At 68.0% G+C, this 16,557-nt stretch carries 13 protein-coding genes; all 13 read left to right on the plus strand.

Going from position 1 to position 16,557, the window contains the following annotated elements; genetic code table 11:
- Positions 1-43: 43 nt before the first annotated feature.
- The 13 genes from coaBC to SALB1_RS10440 all read left to right on the plus strand — a co-directional run bounded on the left by coaBC (position 44) and on the right by SALB1_RS10440 (position 16,489).
- Positions 44-1,240 (plus strand): bifunctional phosphopantothenoylcysteine decarboxylase/phosphopantothenate--cysteine ligase CoaBC, encoded by a 1,197-nt coding sequence (coaBC, locus tag SALB1_RS10380; protein ID WP_109993801.1) that lies wholly within the window; start codon positions 44-46, stop codon positions 1,238-1,240.
- Between the two features lie 26 nt (positions 1,241-1,266).
- Complete coding sequence (gene dut, locus SALB1_RS10385; RefSeq protein WP_109995381.1) at positions 1,267-1,722, plus strand: dUTP diphosphatase; 456 nt, start codon at positions 1,267-1,269, stop codon at positions 1,720-1,722.
- 4 nt (positions 1,723-1,726) lie between these two features.
- Positions 1,727-2,143, plus strand: coding sequence for a VOC family protein (locus tag SALB1_RS10390; RefSeq protein WP_109993802.1), 417 nt, complete (start codon positions 1,727-1,729; stop codon positions 2,141-2,143).
- A 27-nt stretch (positions 2,144-2,170) separates the two neighbouring features.
- Complete coding sequence (gene argB, locus SALB1_RS10395; protein ID WP_109993803.1) at positions 2,171-3,082, plus strand: acetylglutamate kinase; 912 nt, start codon at positions 2,171-2,173, stop codon at positions 3,080-3,082.
- Positions 3,083-3,128: 46 nt separating this feature from the next.
- Positions 3,129-3,449, plus strand: coding sequence for a hypothetical protein (locus SALB1_RS10400; RefSeq protein ID WP_109993804.1), 321 nt, complete (start codon positions 3,129-3,131; stop codon positions 3,447-3,449).
- 56 nt (positions 3,450-3,505) lie between these two features.
- Positions 3,506-7,051 carry an SNF2-related protein gene (locus SALB1_RS10405; protein ID WP_109993805.1) on the plus strand — a complete coding sequence of 1,182 codons (3,546 nt, stop codon included), beginning with the start codon at positions 3,506-3,508 and terminating at the stop codon, positions 7,049-7,051.
- 158 nt (positions 7,052-7,209) lie between these two features.
- On the plus strand, positions 7,210-7,524 hold the full coding sequence (locus SALB1_RS10410; RefSeq protein ID WP_109993806.1) for a type II toxin-antitoxin system RelE/ParE family toxin: 315 nt from the start codon (positions 7,210-7,212) through the stop codon (positions 7,522-7,524).
- Positions 7,514-7,858, plus strand: a complete 345-nt coding sequence (locus tag SALB1_RS10415) for an addiction module antidote protein (protein WP_109993807.1) — start codon at positions 7,514-7,516, stop codon at positions 7,856-7,858. The genes SALB1_RS10410 and SALB1_RS10415 overlap by 11 nt, the downstream gene beginning before the upstream one ends.
- 79 nt (positions 7,859-7,937) lie before the next feature.
- Positions 7,938-9,443, plus strand: coding sequence for a TIGR02677 family protein (locus SALB1_RS10420; RefSeq protein ID WP_109993808.1), 1,506 nt, complete (start codon positions 7,938-7,940; stop codon positions 9,441-9,443).
- A gap of 132 nt (positions 9,444-9,575) precedes the next feature.
- A complete protein-coding gene (locus SALB1_RS10425) occupies positions 9,576-9,785 on the plus strand; it encodes a hypothetical protein (protein ID WP_145961299.1) in 210 nt (69 codons plus the stop codon).
- 176 nt (positions 9,786-9,961) lie between these two features.
- The gene (locus SALB1_RS10430) at positions 9,962-11,167 is read left to right on the plus strand and encodes a TIGR02678 family protein (protein WP_109993810.1); all 1,206 of its coding nucleotides are present in this window, start codon (positions 9,962-9,964) and stop codon (positions 11,165-11,167) included.
- On the plus strand, positions 11,164-15,291 hold the full coding sequence (locus SALB1_RS10435) for a TIGR02680 family protein (protein ID WP_109993811.1): 4,128 nt from the start codon (positions 11,164-11,166) through the stop codon (positions 15,289-15,291). The genes SALB1_RS10430 and SALB1_RS10435 overlap by 4 nt, the downstream gene beginning before the upstream one ends.
- The gene (locus tag SALB1_RS10440; RefSeq protein ID WP_199678767.1) at positions 15,281-16,489 is read left to right on the plus strand and encodes a TIGR02679 family protein; all 1,209 of its coding nucleotides are present in this window, start codon (positions 15,281-15,283) and stop codon (positions 16,487-16,489) included. The genes SALB1_RS10435 and SALB1_RS10440 overlap by 11 nt, the downstream gene beginning before the upstream one ends.
- Positions 16,490-16,557: the final 68 nt, after the last annotated feature.

Here is a 16,557-nt window from a genome sequence, read left to right on the forward strand (position 1 = left end):
TCGGCCCATGGAGCGACCGGCCGTCCCGGGTACAATAGAGCCCATGCAAGCACTGGCCCAACGTCGCGTGCTGCTCGGGGTGACCGGCAGTATCGCCGCTTACAAGACGCCGATCCTGGTGCGCCGTCTGGTCGAGGCCGGCGCCGAGGTCCAGGTGGTGATGACCGCGGCGGCGAAACAGTTCGTCACGCCGATGACCCTGGCGGCCGTTTCCGGCCATCCGGTGCGTGACGACCTCTGGGATGAAGCCGCCGAGCTGGCGATGGGCCATATCGAGCTGGCGCGCTGGGCCGAGCTGGTCCTGATCGCGCCGGCCAGTGCCGACACCATGGCCCGGCTGGCACTCGGCCGCGCCGACGATTTGTTGACCACCCTCTGTCTGGCCACCACCGCCGATATGGTGGTGGCACCGGCCATGAATCATGTGATGTGGGCGCACCCGGCCACGCGCGCGAACATGGCGACACTGGCCGAGCGCGGGATGACCTTTATCGGCCCGGACACCGGCGAGCTAGCCGAGCGCGAATCCGGCGCCGGGCGCATGAGCGAGCCCGAGGCGATCCGGGATGCGTTGATCGCCCGTTATGGCGTCGTACGCGGGGCGCTCGCCGGGCGGCGCGTGGTGGTCACCGCCGGGCCCACCCGGGAGGCGCTCGATCCGGTGCGCTATCTGACCAATCGTTCGTCGGGGCGCATGGGCTACGCGCTGGCCGCGGCCTGCGCGGCGGCGGGGGCCGAGGTCACGCTGGTGTCCGGACCGACGACACTGGCCGCCCCGGGCGGGGTGACGTGCGTCGACGTGGAGTCGGCCCGCCAGATGTACGATGCGGTAATGGCCGCCATGCCCGGTGCGGATGTCTTCATCGGCGCGGCGGCGGTCGCCGACTACCGCCCGGCCGAGGTGGCCGGCGATAAAATCAAGAAATCCGACGGCGACGCTACGCTGCGCCTGGCGCGCACGGGCGACATCATCGCCGAGGTCGCGCGCGCCTGGCCGGGGGCGTTCACGCTCGGCTTCGCCGCCGAGACCACCGGCATGGAAGCCGCTGCGCGCGACAAGCGCCGGCGCAAGGGGCTGTCCATGATCGCCGGCAACGTGGTCGGCCCCGATAAGGCCTTCGGCCGCGACGACAACGAACTGCTCGTGATCTGGGACGGCGGCGAGAAACGCCTGGCGCGAGCGGCCAAGGCCGACCTGGCCCGCGATCTCGTCGCCCTGATCGGCGAACGCCTGACATGACACCCTCGAAGGATTCGGAACATTCGATGACACAACTGCAGGTGAAACGCCTCGACGCGCGGCTCGGCCGCGACTTTCCCATGCCGGCGCGCGCCACCACCGGCTCGGCCGGCATCGATTTGCGCGCGATGATCGCCGCGCCGCTGTCGCTCGCGCCCGGTCAATGCGAACTGCTGCCCAGCGGTCTGGCGGTGCATATCGCCGATCCGAACCTGGCCGGGCTGATCCTGCCGCGCTCGGGGCTGGGCCACAAACACGGCATCGTGCTCGGCAACGGCACCGGCCTGATCGACTCCGACTACCAGGGCGAACTCAAGGTCTCGGTCTGGAACCGCGCCGATGTGGCCTACACCATCGAACCCGGCGAGCGCATCGCGCAGTTCGTGCTCATTCCCGTGGTTGCGGCCGAACTCGCCGTGGTCGACGAATTCGACGAAAGCCCGCGCGGCGTGGGCGGCTTCGGCTCGACCGGCGCGGCCTGATTCGATGACGATCGGCGACGGCACGACGTTGCTCGATATCGACCATGTGCATGTGTTTGTGGCCGATTGTGCTGCCGCGCGCCAGTGGTATGCACGCGTGCTCGGGTTGACGCCGGTGCCGGAGCTCGAGTTCTGGGCGCGCGAGGGCGGCCCGCTGGCGTTGTCGAACCCGGCGCGCACGGTCACGCTCGCCCTGTTCGAGCAGAGCGAATCGGTGCATCGTGCCATCGTCGCCCTGCGCGTGAGCGGCGCCGATTTTCTCGCCTGGCAGCGCGACCTGTCCACCGCGCCGGATCTGGCCGTGCGCCGGGCGGACCACGCGGTAGCGTGGTCGCTGTATTTTGCCGATCCCGATGGCAATCGGTTCGAGATCACCACCTATGATCATGCGACCGTGGCCGCAGTCATAGCCGACAACTGAGTCCGGTCGATGGAGCACAAAAGACGTATGTCCCTGGACCCCGAAGCCGCCGCCCGCGTGGCCCGCGTACTCGGCGAAGCGCTGCCCTACATTCGCCGTTTCGCCGGCAAGACCGTCGTCATCAAGTATGGCGGCAACGCCATGAGCGACCCGGAGCTGAAATCCGGTTTCGCGCGCGATATCGCGCTCATGAAGTTGGTCGGCTTCAACCCGGTGGTGGTGCACGGCGGGGGGCCGCAGATCGGCAAGGTCCTGGAGCGGGTCGGCAAGCAGACCGAGTTCATCAAGGGCATGCGGGTTACCGATGCCGACACCATGGACGTGGTCGAGATGGTGCTCGGTGGCCTCGTAAATAAGGAAATCGTCAATCTCATCAACCAGCACGGCGGCCGCGCCGTGGGCCTGACCGGCAAGGATGGCAACCTCATCACCGCGCGCAAGCTGACCCTGGTCGAAGACGAAACCGATCTCGGCTTTGTCGGCGAAGTGGCCGACATCGACCCGGGCATCGTCAAACATCTCGAGGCCGACGACTTCATCCCGGTGATCGCCCCGATCGGGGTCGGTGCCGACGGGCGCAGCTACAACATCAACGCCGACCTGGTAGCCGGCCGGATCGCCTCGGTGCTCAAGGCGGAAAAGCTGATGCTGCTGACCAACACGCCGGGCGTGCTGGATGCCGAAGGCCGTCTGCTGACGGGGCTGACGCCCGAACAGGTCCGCGAGCTGATCGATTCTGGCGTCATCCACGGCGGCATGTTGCCCAAGATCCAGTGCGCGCTGGATGCCGTGGCCGATGGCGTGCGCGCCGCGCATATCGTGGATGGCCGGGTGGAGAACGCCGTTTTGCTCGAACTGTTCACCGATGCCGGGGTGGGGACGCTGATCGGCGATTCGGGCGCGCTATTGCCGGTCTCGGATCCGCCGACGCCGGCCTGACCCCGGCGAAAGCAAGCGCAAGTATTCACGCATGCGGAGACACTTCATGGCTGCGTTCGAGGGCTACTGGCGTATTGTCTGGATGGAGGCATGGGACGAAGACTTCATCGATCTCGTCCAGCCGGGCTATTTCCGTTTTACCGATGATTCGGGTGAATTCGCCTTCGGCGCCGTGATCGCCGAGATCGACGCCCGCTACGCCGATAACGGTGGTCGCGTGGATTTTTCCTGGCAGGGCAGCGATGAAGGCGACGACGTCAGCGGTCGAGGCGGGTTATCCCTGACCGGCCGGAACACAGCCGAAGGCCGGTTGTTCATCCATCTCGGCGATGATTCGGCTATTCGTCTCGAACGACAGGCATGCTAAGCCGGCAACAGAGATCGGCAGCCCTGATGAGGCGGCGCGGCACAGGCTGACGTGATATGGCCGCGGATTTCGGACGCACCTGGTGGGGCCGGCAATGGCTGGCCGCCTTTGACGGCATCGATCAGAGCAACCGGCTGCCGCGCGGGCGGCGCTATGCCAATAACGGCTCGGTCCGCGCGGTCGATATCGCCGGCGGCACGGCGACCGCGCGTGTGCTGGGCACGCGCCCCACACCATACCGGGTCCGTATCGCGCTGCCGGCATTTTCCAAGGTCGAGCGACAGACCGTGCTGGACACGGTGCAAGCCGATCCAGTGCTGCTGTCGCGCCTGCTCAACCGCCAGTTGCCGGCGCATGTCCTCACGCGGCTCGAGGCGCGCGGTATCCGGCTGTTTCCGCGCTCCTGGCGTGACCTGACCGCGCGCTGTTCCTGTCCCGACGACGCGCTGCCCTGCAAGCACATCGCGGCGGTGATCTATCTGCTGGGCAACGAAATCGACAAGGATCCGTTCCTCGTGTTCGCGCTGCATGGGATGGATCTGGCCCAAACGCTGCAGGCGCAGATGGGCGTGGCCCCCGAATCGCTCACCACGCTGCCCGTGTTTTCGGATGACTGGTCGAGCGAGCCGGTGATCGAGCATTTCGAGCCGCCATGGGCCGGGGCCTTCGCCGCGGTCGATTTGTCGCGGATTCCGGCACTCGAGTCGCGGATTTTCACGATTCTCTCGGCCCGGCCGCTGTTTCACGGCAAGGATTTCCATCAGATTCTGGCCACGCATTACAGACGCGCGCGAAGGGCGGTCCGGGCGTTTGATCGCGAGGCCGATACGCCATGGTCCGAGGCCGAGCGGGTTACTTGGCTGACCGCGATCATCGACGACAGCGGCGGCCTGATCGAGATGCGCGGCGACCACGGGCGCCTGTTCAAGGCGGTGCACAAAAAACGCGCCCCGGATGACTTCGAGGCGTTCCTGGCCGGGCTGCATGCGTTGCCGGCCGAGCGCGAGCCGCGGCTGGCTCATCGCGTGGCCCTGTGGCGCACACTACTGCGCTTCGCGCTCAAGCTGATCGAGCAGGGCGCCTTCGTGCCCGCCGTGGCCGCGGACAGCCGCGGCGCGACGGTCGTAACATGGCAGCCGGCACGCCTGGCCGAGCCGGTCGCGGATCTGTTCGACCGCCTGTGCGCACTGTGTCCGCCGGATCTGGTGCGGCTGGAAAGCGGCAAGTCACGCCGGCGCGAGCCGGCCTATGCCGATGCGCCCACCCAAATCAGCGCCGCCCTCAACGTGCTGCTCGGCTTCTTCGTTCGCGCCGGTTTCGAGAGCACGGCCGAATCCCGTCAGGATGACCCGATCAAGCGGGTATTCTTCATCGGCCAGCCGGTGCGTTTCGAGTCGTTCGAGACGCGCCGGGCGCCGTCGTTGATCGCCCACTGGCTGCGCCGCCTGAGCCTGGGCGAGCGCGCGCACCGGCTGCACCTTCGGGTCGACGAGCCGGGCCCGGACCAGCTGGCCGTGGCGCTGACGGTCGAGCGCGACGACGGCTTTCAGCCGATTGCGGACTGGCTGGCCGGGACGCCCGACGGCCCCGCCCGGGCCGATGTGCTCGCCGATCTGGCGGTGCTGGCGGATTATTTCCCGGATATCGAACAGTTGTATGCGGGCGAAGCGGCCACGGCGGCCAGCGACGAGACGCGCGAACAGACGCTGCGCTATAGCCTCGAGGCCTTCACCCCGATCCTGCGCGACGTGCTGCCGGCGCTGCGCATGCTGGGTATCGGCGTGATCCTGCCCAAGGCGCTGCGCAATCTGGCCCGGCCCCAGGCCAGCCTGTCGTTGTCGAGTGCGGACAGCGAGTCGGCGGTAAGTTATCTCAACCTGGATCAATTGCTGACCTTCGATTGGCAGGTGGCGATCGGCGATCGCCAGATTTCGGTCGACGAATTCCGGCGGCTGGTCGAAAACGCCGCCGGCCTGGTGCGGATCATGGATCAATACGTCATGGTCGACGCGCAAGAGACACGCCGCCTGCTCGACAAACTGGACACGCCGCCGGCCGAGCTGTCGCGGGCCGAGTTGCTGCAGGCCGGCCTGTCCGGCGAACTCGACGGCGCCGCAGTCGCCGCCAGCGAGGACGCCCGGGCGCTGTTCGATCAACTCATCCGGCCGCAATCGCCGCCGCCGGTGCCGGCTACGCTCGACGCCCGCCTGCGGCCCTATCAGCAGCGCGGCTTCGAGTGGCTGGCTGAAAACGCCCGGCTGGGCTTCGGCAGCCTGCTGGCCGACGACATGGGGCTGGGCAAGACCTTGCAGCTGATCGCGCTGTTGGCTCATCTGAAAGCGACCCATCGGCTCGACCAGGCGAGCGCGCTGATTGTCTTGCCGACCCCGCTGCTGACCAATTGGCGCCACGAGATCGCGCGTTTCGCGCCGGACCTGACGGTGCAGATCTACCACGGCCCGAATCGTCAGCTCGGTCAGGCTAGCCACGACGTAGTGCTCACCAGCTACGGCCTGACCCGTTCGGATGCCAAGACACTGGCCCGGCCGCGCTGGGCGCTGGTGGCCATCGACGAGGCCCAGAACATCAAGAATCCGGCGGCGGCCCAGACCAAGGCGGTCAAGCGTCTCAAGGCCGATATCCGGATCGCGTTGTCCGGCACCCCGGTGGAGAATCGCCTGCGGGAATACTGGTCGGTATTCGATTTCATCAATCCGAAAGTTCTGGGCACCCAGAAACGTTTCGCCGAAATGTTCGCCCAGCCGATCGAGCGCGACCGCGACCAGGCCGCGCTGGATAAATTCCGCGCCATCACCGCGCCGTTCATCCTGCGCCGGCTCAAGACCGACCGTTCCATCATCGCCGACCTGCCGGACAAGATCGAGGCCAATCGCTATTGCCGGCTGACCGCGGAACAGGCCTCGCTGTACCAGAACAGCGTGGACGCCGTCATGCAGGAACTGGCCGCGGCCGACGAGGGCGTCGAGCGGCGCGGCATCATCTTCAAGCTGCTCAATGCCCTCAAACAGATCTGCAACAGCCCGGCCCAGTTTGCCGGCCGCGAGACCGCCGATATCGACGCCTCCGGCAAGCTCGCCGCGTTCATGGGTATCCTGCGCGAAATCGATGCCGCCGGTGAAAAAGCCCTCATCTTCACCCAGTACACGACGATGGGCCGGCTGCTGGCCGCAGCACTCGGCGACGAACTCGGCATCGACGCCCCGTTTCTGCACGGCGGGCTCACCCGCAAGCAGCGCGACGGCCTGGTCGACGCGTTCCAGGGCGAAGGCGGCCCGCGCGCCCTGATCGTCTCGCTCAAGGCCGGCGGCACGGGCCTGAACCTCACCGCGGCCAGCCAGGTCATCCACTACGACCTGTGGTGGAACCCGGCGGTCGAGGCCCAGGCCACCGACCGCGCCTATCGCATCGGCCAGTGGCGCAATGTCATCGTCCATCGCCTGATCACGGAAAACACCTTCGAGGAGAGAATCGATGCCATGATCCAGTCGAAAAAAGAGCTGGCCGACCTGACCGTGGCCAGCGGCGAACGCTGGATCACCGATCTGTCCGACGCCGAGTTGCAAGATCTGGTGAGTTTGTGAGCTTGGTTTGCTGAGCGCAGCTCGACTTTGGCTTGTTCAGCGGAGCGCTCAACCGGCTTTGGATTGCTCGGCGTGGCTGCATTTCGGGAGTGCGTGTTGCTTGCTTACGATATTCCAGTCAGTTGCATTATTGTAGCTTTAAAGCTACATTTAAATAGGTGGATATCAAGCAGACACTCGAGTTTGCCCACTGGCTCGATAGCCTGAAGGACAAGCGGGCCCAGTTGCGCATTGATATCCGCATCCGCCGGTTGGCTGACGGCAACCCGGGCGAGCACCGTGATCTGAAAGGCGGCGTCAGCGAACTGAAGATTCGCGAAGGTAAGGCCTACCGGGTGTATTACACCGAGCGCGGTGGCGAACTGGTGATTCTGCTATGTGGGGGCGACAAATCCAGCAAAACGAAACAGCAGGCCGATATCGCGAAAGCGCAACGGCTCGCTGCGAATCTGGGTGAAACCGATGATTACTGAGACCATTCCATTCGACCCGTCCCGACATCTCGATACAGCAGCCGACATGGCGATGTATCTGGATATGGTCCTTGAATACAACGACGGCCGTCTGCTTTCCCAGGCGTTGGGCGACATCGCGCGGTCGCGGGGCATGAGCGATCTGGCGCGCCAGACCGGCTTGTCCCGCGAGTCGCTATATCGCGCCTTGTCGGACCAGGGCAATCCGAATCTGGCGACGCTCATGAAGATATTTAACGCCCTTGGCCTGCGCTTGTCCGTCAAGGAGCGTGAGGAACCCGAGACGCAGACTACGACTTCAGATATCGCGGAGCACGAGGCGAGTAAACGTTGAGTGGTGAACCCGTCGATCGAAGATAAAAAAAGGTGGCCGAAGTGCTTAACGCATCGAGCCAGCGCGCAAGGATAGTTTGATGAGCGATACGACCCAAACGGCCGATCTGTTCCGCCACGTCAGCGCCGAGCGGGCGACGGCCTATCGCGCCGTGCTGGATGCGTTCGCCGCCGCCAAGCGCCAGTTTCGTCTGCATCTGCGCCCCGACGAGGTGCGCGCGGAAGCGAGCTGGCCGCACGGCGGAATCCCTACGCTGGAGGAAGTCCAGAGTCTGCTGGCCCAACTCGTGGAATGGGGCAACCTGCGTGCCCAGGCCGATACCGCGCGCGTTTCCACCATCGAGGATTTCTATCGCGCCAAGTTTCTCTATCAACTCTCGCGCGAGGGCGAAGCGGTGGAAACCGGGCTGGCGGCCTTCGCGCAGGCGCTGGAGCGCCGCGCCGAGCTGCAGACGGTAGCGCTGGAGGATATTCAGACCCAGCTCGCCGCGTTGCGGCGCCTGGCCACGGAAACCCCGCTCGACGGCGCGCGCATTCACCAGACCCTGCGCGAGCTCGTGCATGTGTTCGAGGGGCTGGCCGACAACGCCGAGGATTTCATGGCTGGATTGGCGCGCACGGTGGAGTTGCAGGCCGCCGATGCGGCCACCGTGGTCGCCTACAAGGACCGGCTGATCGATTATCTCGAGCGCTTCATCGGTGATCTGGTGGCCGCTTCCGGGCGCATCGCCGAAACCATCGCCGCGCTCGAGCCGGCCGACGAGTTGCTGCGCCTGGCCGCGGCCCGCGAAGCCCGGGATGCCGCGCCCGGCGACGATCAGGCCAGTGACGAGGCGGTCGAACGCGCGCTCGCGGCCTGGCGCGAACGCTGGGCCGGCCTGCGCGGCTGGTTTCTGCGCAGTGACGACGGCCCGTCCCAGGCCCAGCGCCTGCGCGCGCGGGCCCGCTCGGCGATTCCGCGGCTGTTGTCGGCGATCGCGCGGGTCAACGAGCGCCGCACCGGGCGCAGCGACCGTACCGCCGATTACCGCGAGTTGGCGCGCTGGTTCGCCGATACCCGGGACGAGGCCGATGCGCATCGGTTATGGCGGGTGGCGTTCGGCTTGTCGCCGGCGCGTCATCTGGCGCTTACCGTCGAAGACGATGTGGCCGCGACCACGCCCTGGATCGATTCGCCCGCCATCGCCATCGAGCCGACCCTGCGCGAACGCGGACGCCTGCCCAGTGCCGGCGGTTCGCCCAAGGTGCACGATCGCAGCGCCGAAAAAGCCTGGTTGGCCGAAAAGATCGCCGCCGAGGATGCCCAGATCGCCGCGGCGCGTGAGCGGCTGGCCACCGATGAGATCACCCGCCTGTCCGAGATCGGCCGGCTGGATCGCCACGCTTTTGCACTGTTTCTCGACGTGCTCGGCGAAGCGCTCGCCGCCATGCAGGAGCCAGCCGCGCGTATCGAGCGGCTGACCTCCGACGGCAGCCTGGCGCTGACCCTCGCCCCCATCGACGACGCACCCATGGTGACGATCGAAACCGAGGACGGCGTTTTTGCCGGGCGCGATCACTGGCTGCATGTGCGGGCCGTGGATTGACCGGCGCGGCGCTTGCCGAGCGTGCTGAAGACGAGTTTCGGGATGACCGCCAAAAGGCGCGCGATAGTTCGATACGCTCGGGCCTTATGTCCGTCAATGTGTAAACTTGCGTCATGGCGCGGGTTATATGGGTTGAAGGAGGCAATCGGTTGGCTCAAGGTTGCGTTCGGTATCGCGATCGCACTTGACGCTTCGGTGGTCGCCTGGCTCGCCCAGAACTATGCAGCGGCCTCGCCGATCGTGGTTTTTGCTGCTGTGATCGCGGCTGTAGTGATTGCCGTTGGCATAATCGTGATCAACCGGCGTGCGTATGGTCGTATTGAAGAGTTGGAGGACGGGTAATGGAATGGGCGGTCATCGTGGCATTAGTGGCACTGGTAGGCGCGTTTTGCACCGTTGTGTACGAAGCCTCCAGGGACAGCCATAAGTAAGTGCTGCTCGGTTGCCGATTTGAGTTGTCGCGACGGATCAAGTCGATGAAGTCAGGTTGCTGAGCTTTTGATGAGTCGAAACGCCTGATGGCCGAAGCCGCCGTCATCGATGCCAGGACCCGCGAGATTGACGAGCAGCGCCAGCGCGCGCTGCGCGCATTGCTGGCGCGCCCCTTGATGCGCGCCGACGACCGGGTGTTCGGCCTGGTCCGCGCCCACGCCGATTATCTGCGCACCTGGTTCGCCCGCGAATGCGGCTGGGTGCTGCGCGTCGAGCGCGGACACGCGCGGCTGGCCAAACGCGCGGCCGATGTGAATGATGCCAGCCGCGGCGCCCGCGAGTTCAATCGCAACCGGTACATCCTGCTGTGCCTGGCCCTGGCGGTGCTGGAGCGCGAGGATGTGCAGATCACCCTGGCGCGGTTGGGCGAACGCTTGATGGTCGAGGCGCTGGATTCGCAACTCGTGGCCAGCGGGTTCGTGTTCGCGCTCGATCGCCAGACCGAGCGCCGCGATCTGGTCGCGGTCTGCCGCCTGTTGCTGGAGCTCGGCATCATCTCCCGCGTGGCCGGCGACGAGCAGGCCTATATCAATCAGTCGGGCGACGCCCTCTACGATATCCATCGGCCCCTGCTGGCGGCGGTGCTGGCCGGCGATCGCGGTCCGTCGGCGGTGGCTGACGCCGGAACCCTGGATGCGCGGCTGGCCGCGTTGGCCGCCGATAATCCCGCCGAAGGCGAGGATGCCCGCCGCACCGCGCTGCGGCATCGACTGTCGCGGCGGTTGCTGGACGATCCGCTGTTGTATCTGGACGAACTCGATGCCGACGAGCGCGAGTATTTCCTCAATCAGCGCGGCCCGATGGGCCGGCGCTTGGCCGAGGCGACGGGCCTTACCGCCGAGCATCGGGCCGAGGGCACGGCGCTGGTCGATGCGCGCGGCGAGCTCACCGATGTCGCCCTGCCGCAGCAGGGCACCGATGCCCATGCCACGTTGTTGCTGGCCGAATTCCTGGCCGCGCGTCTGCGTGCCGGCCAGAGCGGGCCGGTGCCGGAGGCCGAAGTGCTGGCTTTCATGCGCGAGGCCGCCCGCGAGCACCGCAAGTACTGGCGCAAGGCTGCCCAGGAGAGCGGCGCCGAGCGCATACTGGCGGCGGCCGCGCTGGAACGCCTGGAGGCCCTGCGTCTGATCCGCCATGCTGATCAGACCATCGAGCCGCTGCCGGCCATTTGCCGCTTCCGGCTCGGCGAAGCGCGCGTGACGAATCAAACTGATTTGTTGTCCGATCTATGAGCGATACCGAATCCGAGGCCGGCGTCGCGCCGCAGCCGACAACCGCCCGCTGGCAGCCGCTGCGGCTCGGTCTGGTCGAGCTGTACCACTACGACGCCGAGGAATTCTGGTTCGAGGACGGCCATTTGCTGCTCCGCGGCAACAACGGCACCGGCAAGTCGAAGGTGCTGTCGCTGACGCTGCCGTTTCTACTCGATGCCAGCCTGTCGTCAGCGCGGCTGGAGCCGGACGCCGATCCGGGCAAGCGCATGGACTGGAACCTGCTCATGGGCGGACGCTTCGAGCGGCGCACGGGTTATGCCTGGATCGAATTCGGGCGGGTCGAGGACGACGGGACGCCGCGCTTCACCACCCTCGGCTGCGGTCTGCGCGCCACCGCGGGGCGAAGCGGTGTGGACTCCTGGTTCTTTCTCACCGAGCAGCGCGTCGGCTTTGAACTGGCACTGGTGACCGAGCAACAGACCGTGCTCACCCGCGACCGGCTGGCCGAAGCCATCGGCAGCCACTGCGTGTACGCCACCGCGCGCGATTACCGGCGCGCGGTCGACGAACGCCTGTTCGGGCTGGGGCCGGAGCGCTACCGCGCGCTGATCGATACGCTTATCCAGCTGCGCCAGCCGCAGCTGTCCAAACAGCCGAATGAGAACAACCTCTCGGCGGCGCTGTCGCAGGCGTTTCCGCCGCTCGACCGGGCGGTGCTGGAAGATGTGGCCGAGGCCATGACCCAGCTCGATGAATATCGCGACGAGCTGGATGATTATCGCGCCATGCAAGCCGCGGTCGCGCAGTTCAACGCCACCTACGGCCGCTATGCGCGCATTCTGGCGCGCCGGCGGGCTCGCGACCTGCGCCAGGCCCAGACCGCGTTCGACAACGCCAGCGGCGAGGCGCGCGCGGCCCGCGAGGCGCTGGCCGCGGCCCAGGCCGCGCTCGAGGCCAGCCAGCAGCAGGTCGACGACACGGAAACGCGCGCGGCCGAAACCGCCAGCCAGATCGAAGTGCTCAAGGACAGCCCCGAGATGCGCAGCGCCCGCGAGCTGCATCGGGCCCGCAGCGCGGCCGAAGAGGCCGAACGCGCCGCGGCCGAGGCCCGGCGCGATCACGAGGCCGCCCGGCGCCGGCACGAACAGGACGTGGCCAGCCTGGAACGGCGCGAACAGGCCTGTCGTGAATCGCGCGACGGGCTGGCCCGCGCCATCGCCGAAACCGAGCAGAACGCGGAGAATGCCGGCCTGGGCGCCGCCCATCGGCAGAGCTGGGGCGAAACCACGGCGCCGGACGCGCTGGGCGGCCTGGACCCGGCCGCACGCCAGGAGGTTGCCGCCACCCAGAATGGTCTCGCCACCCGGCGCGAGCAGCAGATCGCCCAGATCCGGCGCAACCTGGCGGCGGTCGACACGGCCGGCCAGCAGCACATGCAGGCCCAGCACGAACGCGCCGCGCGGTTGGCCGACAGCGAGGCCGCCGAACAAACCGTCGGTGACGCGCGCGCCGCGCAGCAGGCGGCCGCCGAAACCCATATCGCCGACTGGCAGCGCTTTGCCGAGCGCGTGGCTGCCACGCTGGATACGGATACGGCGCGCGCCTGGCCGGATGCCGACGAAGCGCTGGCCGACTGGGTCAACAGTCTGGACGGCGAATCGCCGCTGGAAACCCATACCCAGGCCGTGGCCGAACGCGAGCGCCAGCGTCTGGCCGAGCGCATGGGCGATCTCAATCAGCAGCGCGCGGCCGTCGCGGCCGAGCGCGAGCCGCTGCTCGAAGAACAGGCGCGGCTGCGCGAGGGCGGCGAGCAGGCGCCGCCGGCCCCTATGACCCGCGACGCCGATCGCAGCCAGCGCCCCGGCGCGCCGCTCTGGCGACTGGTCGATTTCCGGCCCGGTGTGGATGACGCCACGCGGGCCGGCATAGAAGCCGCGCTGCAGGCCGCCGGCGTGCTCGATGCCTGGGTCAGCCCGGCCGGCGAGTTGCTGGCGCCGGATACCCACGATCTGTGGCTGGTCGATCGCCCGGCGCAGCGCCACAATCTCGGCGCGTTCCTGGATGTGGTGGTGGATGCCGGCGATCCGGCGGCCGCTGCCATCGACACCGACCGGGTTGCGTCGATTCTGGCCGCGGTGGCTGTTGCCGAGGACGATGTGACCACGTCCGAATCCTGGCTGGCCGCTGACGGTCGCTATCGGTTCGGTCCGGCGCGCGGCGCCTGGGCCAAGCCGGCGGCCCAGTACATCGGCGCCGCGGCGCGCGAAGCCGCCCGCCGCCAGCGCCTGCAAGCGATCGAGGCCGAACTCGCCGAACTGGCCGCGCGCGACGAACGCATCGCCGCCGCGCGGGCTGAGCTCGGCCGCGAACGCCAGCAGCTGAACGACTTACTGGCCGCACGCCCGGGCGCAGACGCGCTGCGTTCGGCCCATGCCGAACTGGCGGCCAGCGAACGCAGCGCCGCCAACGCGCGCCAGCGCCTGGCCGAAGCCGAGGATCGGCTGCAGCGCGCCCGGCGCGAACTCGATCGCGCGCGCGAGGCGTTGCAGTTGGATGCCGACGACGCCCGCCTGCCCGCCGAGCCTGACGCGCTGGACGCGGTCGCCGCGCATCTGGCCGACTATAAACTGGCGATTCGCGACGCGAAGGCCGCGCTGCGCGAGCACGCCCAGGCCCTGGCGGAACGCGCCGAGCAAAGCGAACGCGAACAGGCCAGCCGGGCGGATCGGGACCGCGCCGCCGCGCGCGCCCGCGAGCAACAACAACAGGCCGAACAGGCTGCAGCCCGCCACCGCGAATTGCAGGAAACCGTCGGCGCCAGCGCCGAGGAGGTGTTGACGCGGCTGAACGCTCTGGAACGCGAACAGCGCACACTCGGCGAGACCCTGAAAACCGCGCGCGCGGAACTCACCCAGGCCAACAAACAGCTCGGCGGCGCCGAGCAGGCGGTCACCGACACCCGGGTCCAGCTCGAAGCGCGCCAGAGCGAACGCGCCGACGCGGTCGCTGCATTCCAGGCTTTTGCCGACACTGGCCTGCTGCGGGCCGCGGTACCGGATCTGCAATTGCCCGAGACGACGGCCGAGTGGACGATCGATCCGGCGCTGGCCGCGGCCCGCGGCGCCGAGGCCGCGCTGGCCGAAGTCGCCGACACAGATGCCGACTGGCAGCGGGTGCAAAACCGTATCGGCAGCGAATTCACCGAGTTGCAGCGCGCGCTATCGGCGCGCGGCTATCACAGCGCCGGCGAGCCCACCGATCATGGTTTCGTGGTGCGGGTGACCTTCAACCAACGCAGCGAGGCCCCGGATCGGCTGCAGGCCATGCTCGACAACGAAATCGCCGAGCGTCGCAACCTGCTCACCGCGAAGGAAAGCGAGATCATCGAAAATCACCTCCAGGCCGAGGTGGCCGCGCAGCTGCAAGGCCTGATGCGCGACGCCGACGCCCGGGTGCGTGCCATCAACGCCGAGCTGGACCAGCGGCCCACCTCCACCGGGGTCAAATTCAAGCTGGTCTGGCAGCCGGTGGCCGACGACGACGGCGCGTTCACCCATTTCACGGACGTACGCGATCGGCTGCTCAACAAGGTCAGCGATGCCTGGTCGGCCGAGGACCGGGCCGCAGTCGGCGCTTTTTTGCAGCAGCGGATCGCCGCCGAGCGCGACCGCGACGACGGTGCGGCGCGCATCGACCAGCTTGCCCGCGCGCTGGATTACCGCGCCTGGCATCGGTTCCGCGTGCGCCGCTGGCAGGATGGCCAGTGGAAGCCGCTGTCCGGGCCGGCCTCCAGCGGCGAGCGGGCACTGGGCCTGACCGTGCCCCTGTTCGCGGCCGCCGCCAGCCACTATGAAAGTGCGAGCGATTTCGCGCCCCGGCTGGTGCTGCTCGACGAAGCTTTCGCCGGCATCGACGACGGCGCCCGCGCCCACTGCATGGACCTGATCCGCGAATTCGATCTGGATTTCGTGATGACCAGCGAGCGCGAATGGGGCTGCTATGCCGAGCTGCCCGGGGTGTCGATCTGTCATCTGGTGCGCCGCGCCGATGTCGACGCCGTGTTCGTGTCGCGCTGGCGCTGGAACGGCCGCGCCCGCGAGCGCGCGGCCGCCCCACCGGCGGCGGGCCGTCTTGCCGGTTGATCGCGAACGCCTGCGCCGGCTGCTCGGCGGCCCGGAACTGGCCGGCCTGCGCCAGCGTCTGCGCAAACGCTATGCGGCGGCCGACACCCCGGCCGATGGTTTCACCCTCGGCCAGCTCACCGCCGCCGAACGCGATGCCCTGACCGGTCTGCTCGGCCGGCGCCGCAGCAATCAGCGCTCGCTGCGCCTGTCGCACGACAAACTGGACCAGGCGCTGCACGCCGCCGGATTGGCCGACAATCTGCGCCAGGCGCTGGAATGCCTGGACGGCCCGATCGTCGACACCCGCACGGCACGCGAGCGTGCCGACCGCGCCTGGGCCGAAGTGTTCGCCGCCCCCACCCACGCAGCACTGGCCGAGACCCTGGCCGAGCGCCGCGCCCAGGGCCTGCTCAAGCGCCTCGCCGGTCGCGATGTCGATACCGCACGCCGTCTGATCGCCCAGGCCGAGGCGGTGCTGGCGCGCCTGCCGGCACCGGGGATTGCCCGGGCGCGCCTGGCCGCCGATGCGCTCGGCGACGCGCACGGGCTGGATGCCGGGCAGCCGGTGGCCACGCTGGTGCGCCGCGCCCTCGACGGCGCGCGCCAGTTCGAGCGGATGCGCGATCTCTGGGCCCAGTACGGCGTGCTGGTCAACGAACTGGCGAAACCGGTGGCGGTGCTCAATCTGCAGGCGAGCGGCGCCGGCGTGGCCGACCGGCTCATCGCCACCGCGCGCGAGGCGGGGGTCCCGCTGCATTTGTCGCTGCGTCTGCTCGCCCGGAATCCGCCGCTCTGGCGCCCGGGCCAGACCCTGCATATCTGCGAGAACCCGGAAGTCCTGGCCGCGGCCGCCGACGCGCTGGCCGCCGACAGCGCACCGCTGGTCTGCATCGACGGCCAGCTTTCGGCCGCGCCCCGAACCCTGCTCGACCAACTCGCCCGTGCCGGCTGCGATTTTGTTTATCACGGCGATTTCGACTGGCCCGGGCTCACCATCGCCAACGGCATCATGACCCGCTACGGGGCCCGGCCGTGGCGCTATCGTGCCGCGGATTACACACCGACCGACGGACCGCCGCTGACCGGTGAACCCGTTGAAGCCCGCTGGGACGACGCGCTCGCCGCGCGCATGAAGGCCGCAGGCGTGGCCGTGCATGAAGAAAGCCAGCTCGATCGACTGCTCGCCGATCTGGCCCCGGGCGCGACGCCAGAATAGCCGGCACGGGAGCCGATGGATGCCGCCAAGACTTAGACCGCTACGCCGTCGCCGCCGAAGCGTTTCGA

Source organism: Salinisphaera sp. LB1 (genome assembly GCF_003177035.1).
Taxonomy (GTDB): domain Bacteria; phylum Pseudomonadota; class Gammaproteobacteria; order Nevskiales; family Salinisphaeraceae; genus Salinisphaera.

Coding starts and splice junctions, on each gene's coding strand:
- SALB1_RS10420 (WP_109993808.1), top strand. CDS start 7,938: ATGAGCGATACGACCCAAACGGCCGATCTGTTCCGCCACGTCAGCGCC.
- SALB1_RS10415 (WP_109993807.1), top strand. CDS start 7,514: ATGATTACTGAGACCATTCCATTCGACCCGTCCCGACATCTCGATACA.
- SALB1_RS10430 (WP_109993810.1), top strand. CDS start 9,962: ATGGCCGAAGCCGCCGTCATCGATGCCAGGACCCGCGAGATTGACGAG.
- SALB1_RS10390 (WP_109993802.1), top strand. CDS start 1,727: ATGACGATCGGCGACGGCACGACGTTGCTCGATATCGACCATGTGCAT.
- SALB1_RS10435 (WP_109993811.1), top strand. CDS start 11,164: ATGAGCGATACCGAATCCGAGGCCGGCGTCGCGCCGCAGCCGACAACC.
- dut (WP_109995381.1), top strand. CDS start 1,267: ATGACACAACTGCAGGTGAAACGCCTCGACGCGCGGCTCGGCCGCGAC.
- coaBC (WP_109993801.1), top strand. CDS start 44: ATGCAAGCACTGGCCCAACGTCGCGTGCTGCTCGGGGTGACCGGCAGT.
- SALB1_RS10400 (WP_109993804.1), top strand. CDS start 3,129: ATGGCTGCGTTCGAGGGCTACTGGCGTATTGTCTGGATGGAGGCATGG.
- SALB1_RS10405 (WP_109993805.1), top strand. CDS start 3,506: ATGGCCGCGGATTTCGGACGCACCTGGTGGGGCCGGCAATGGCTGGCC.
- argB (WP_109993803.1), top strand. CDS start 2,171: ATGTCCCTGGACCCCGAAGCCGCCGCCCGCGTGGCCCGCGTACTCGGC.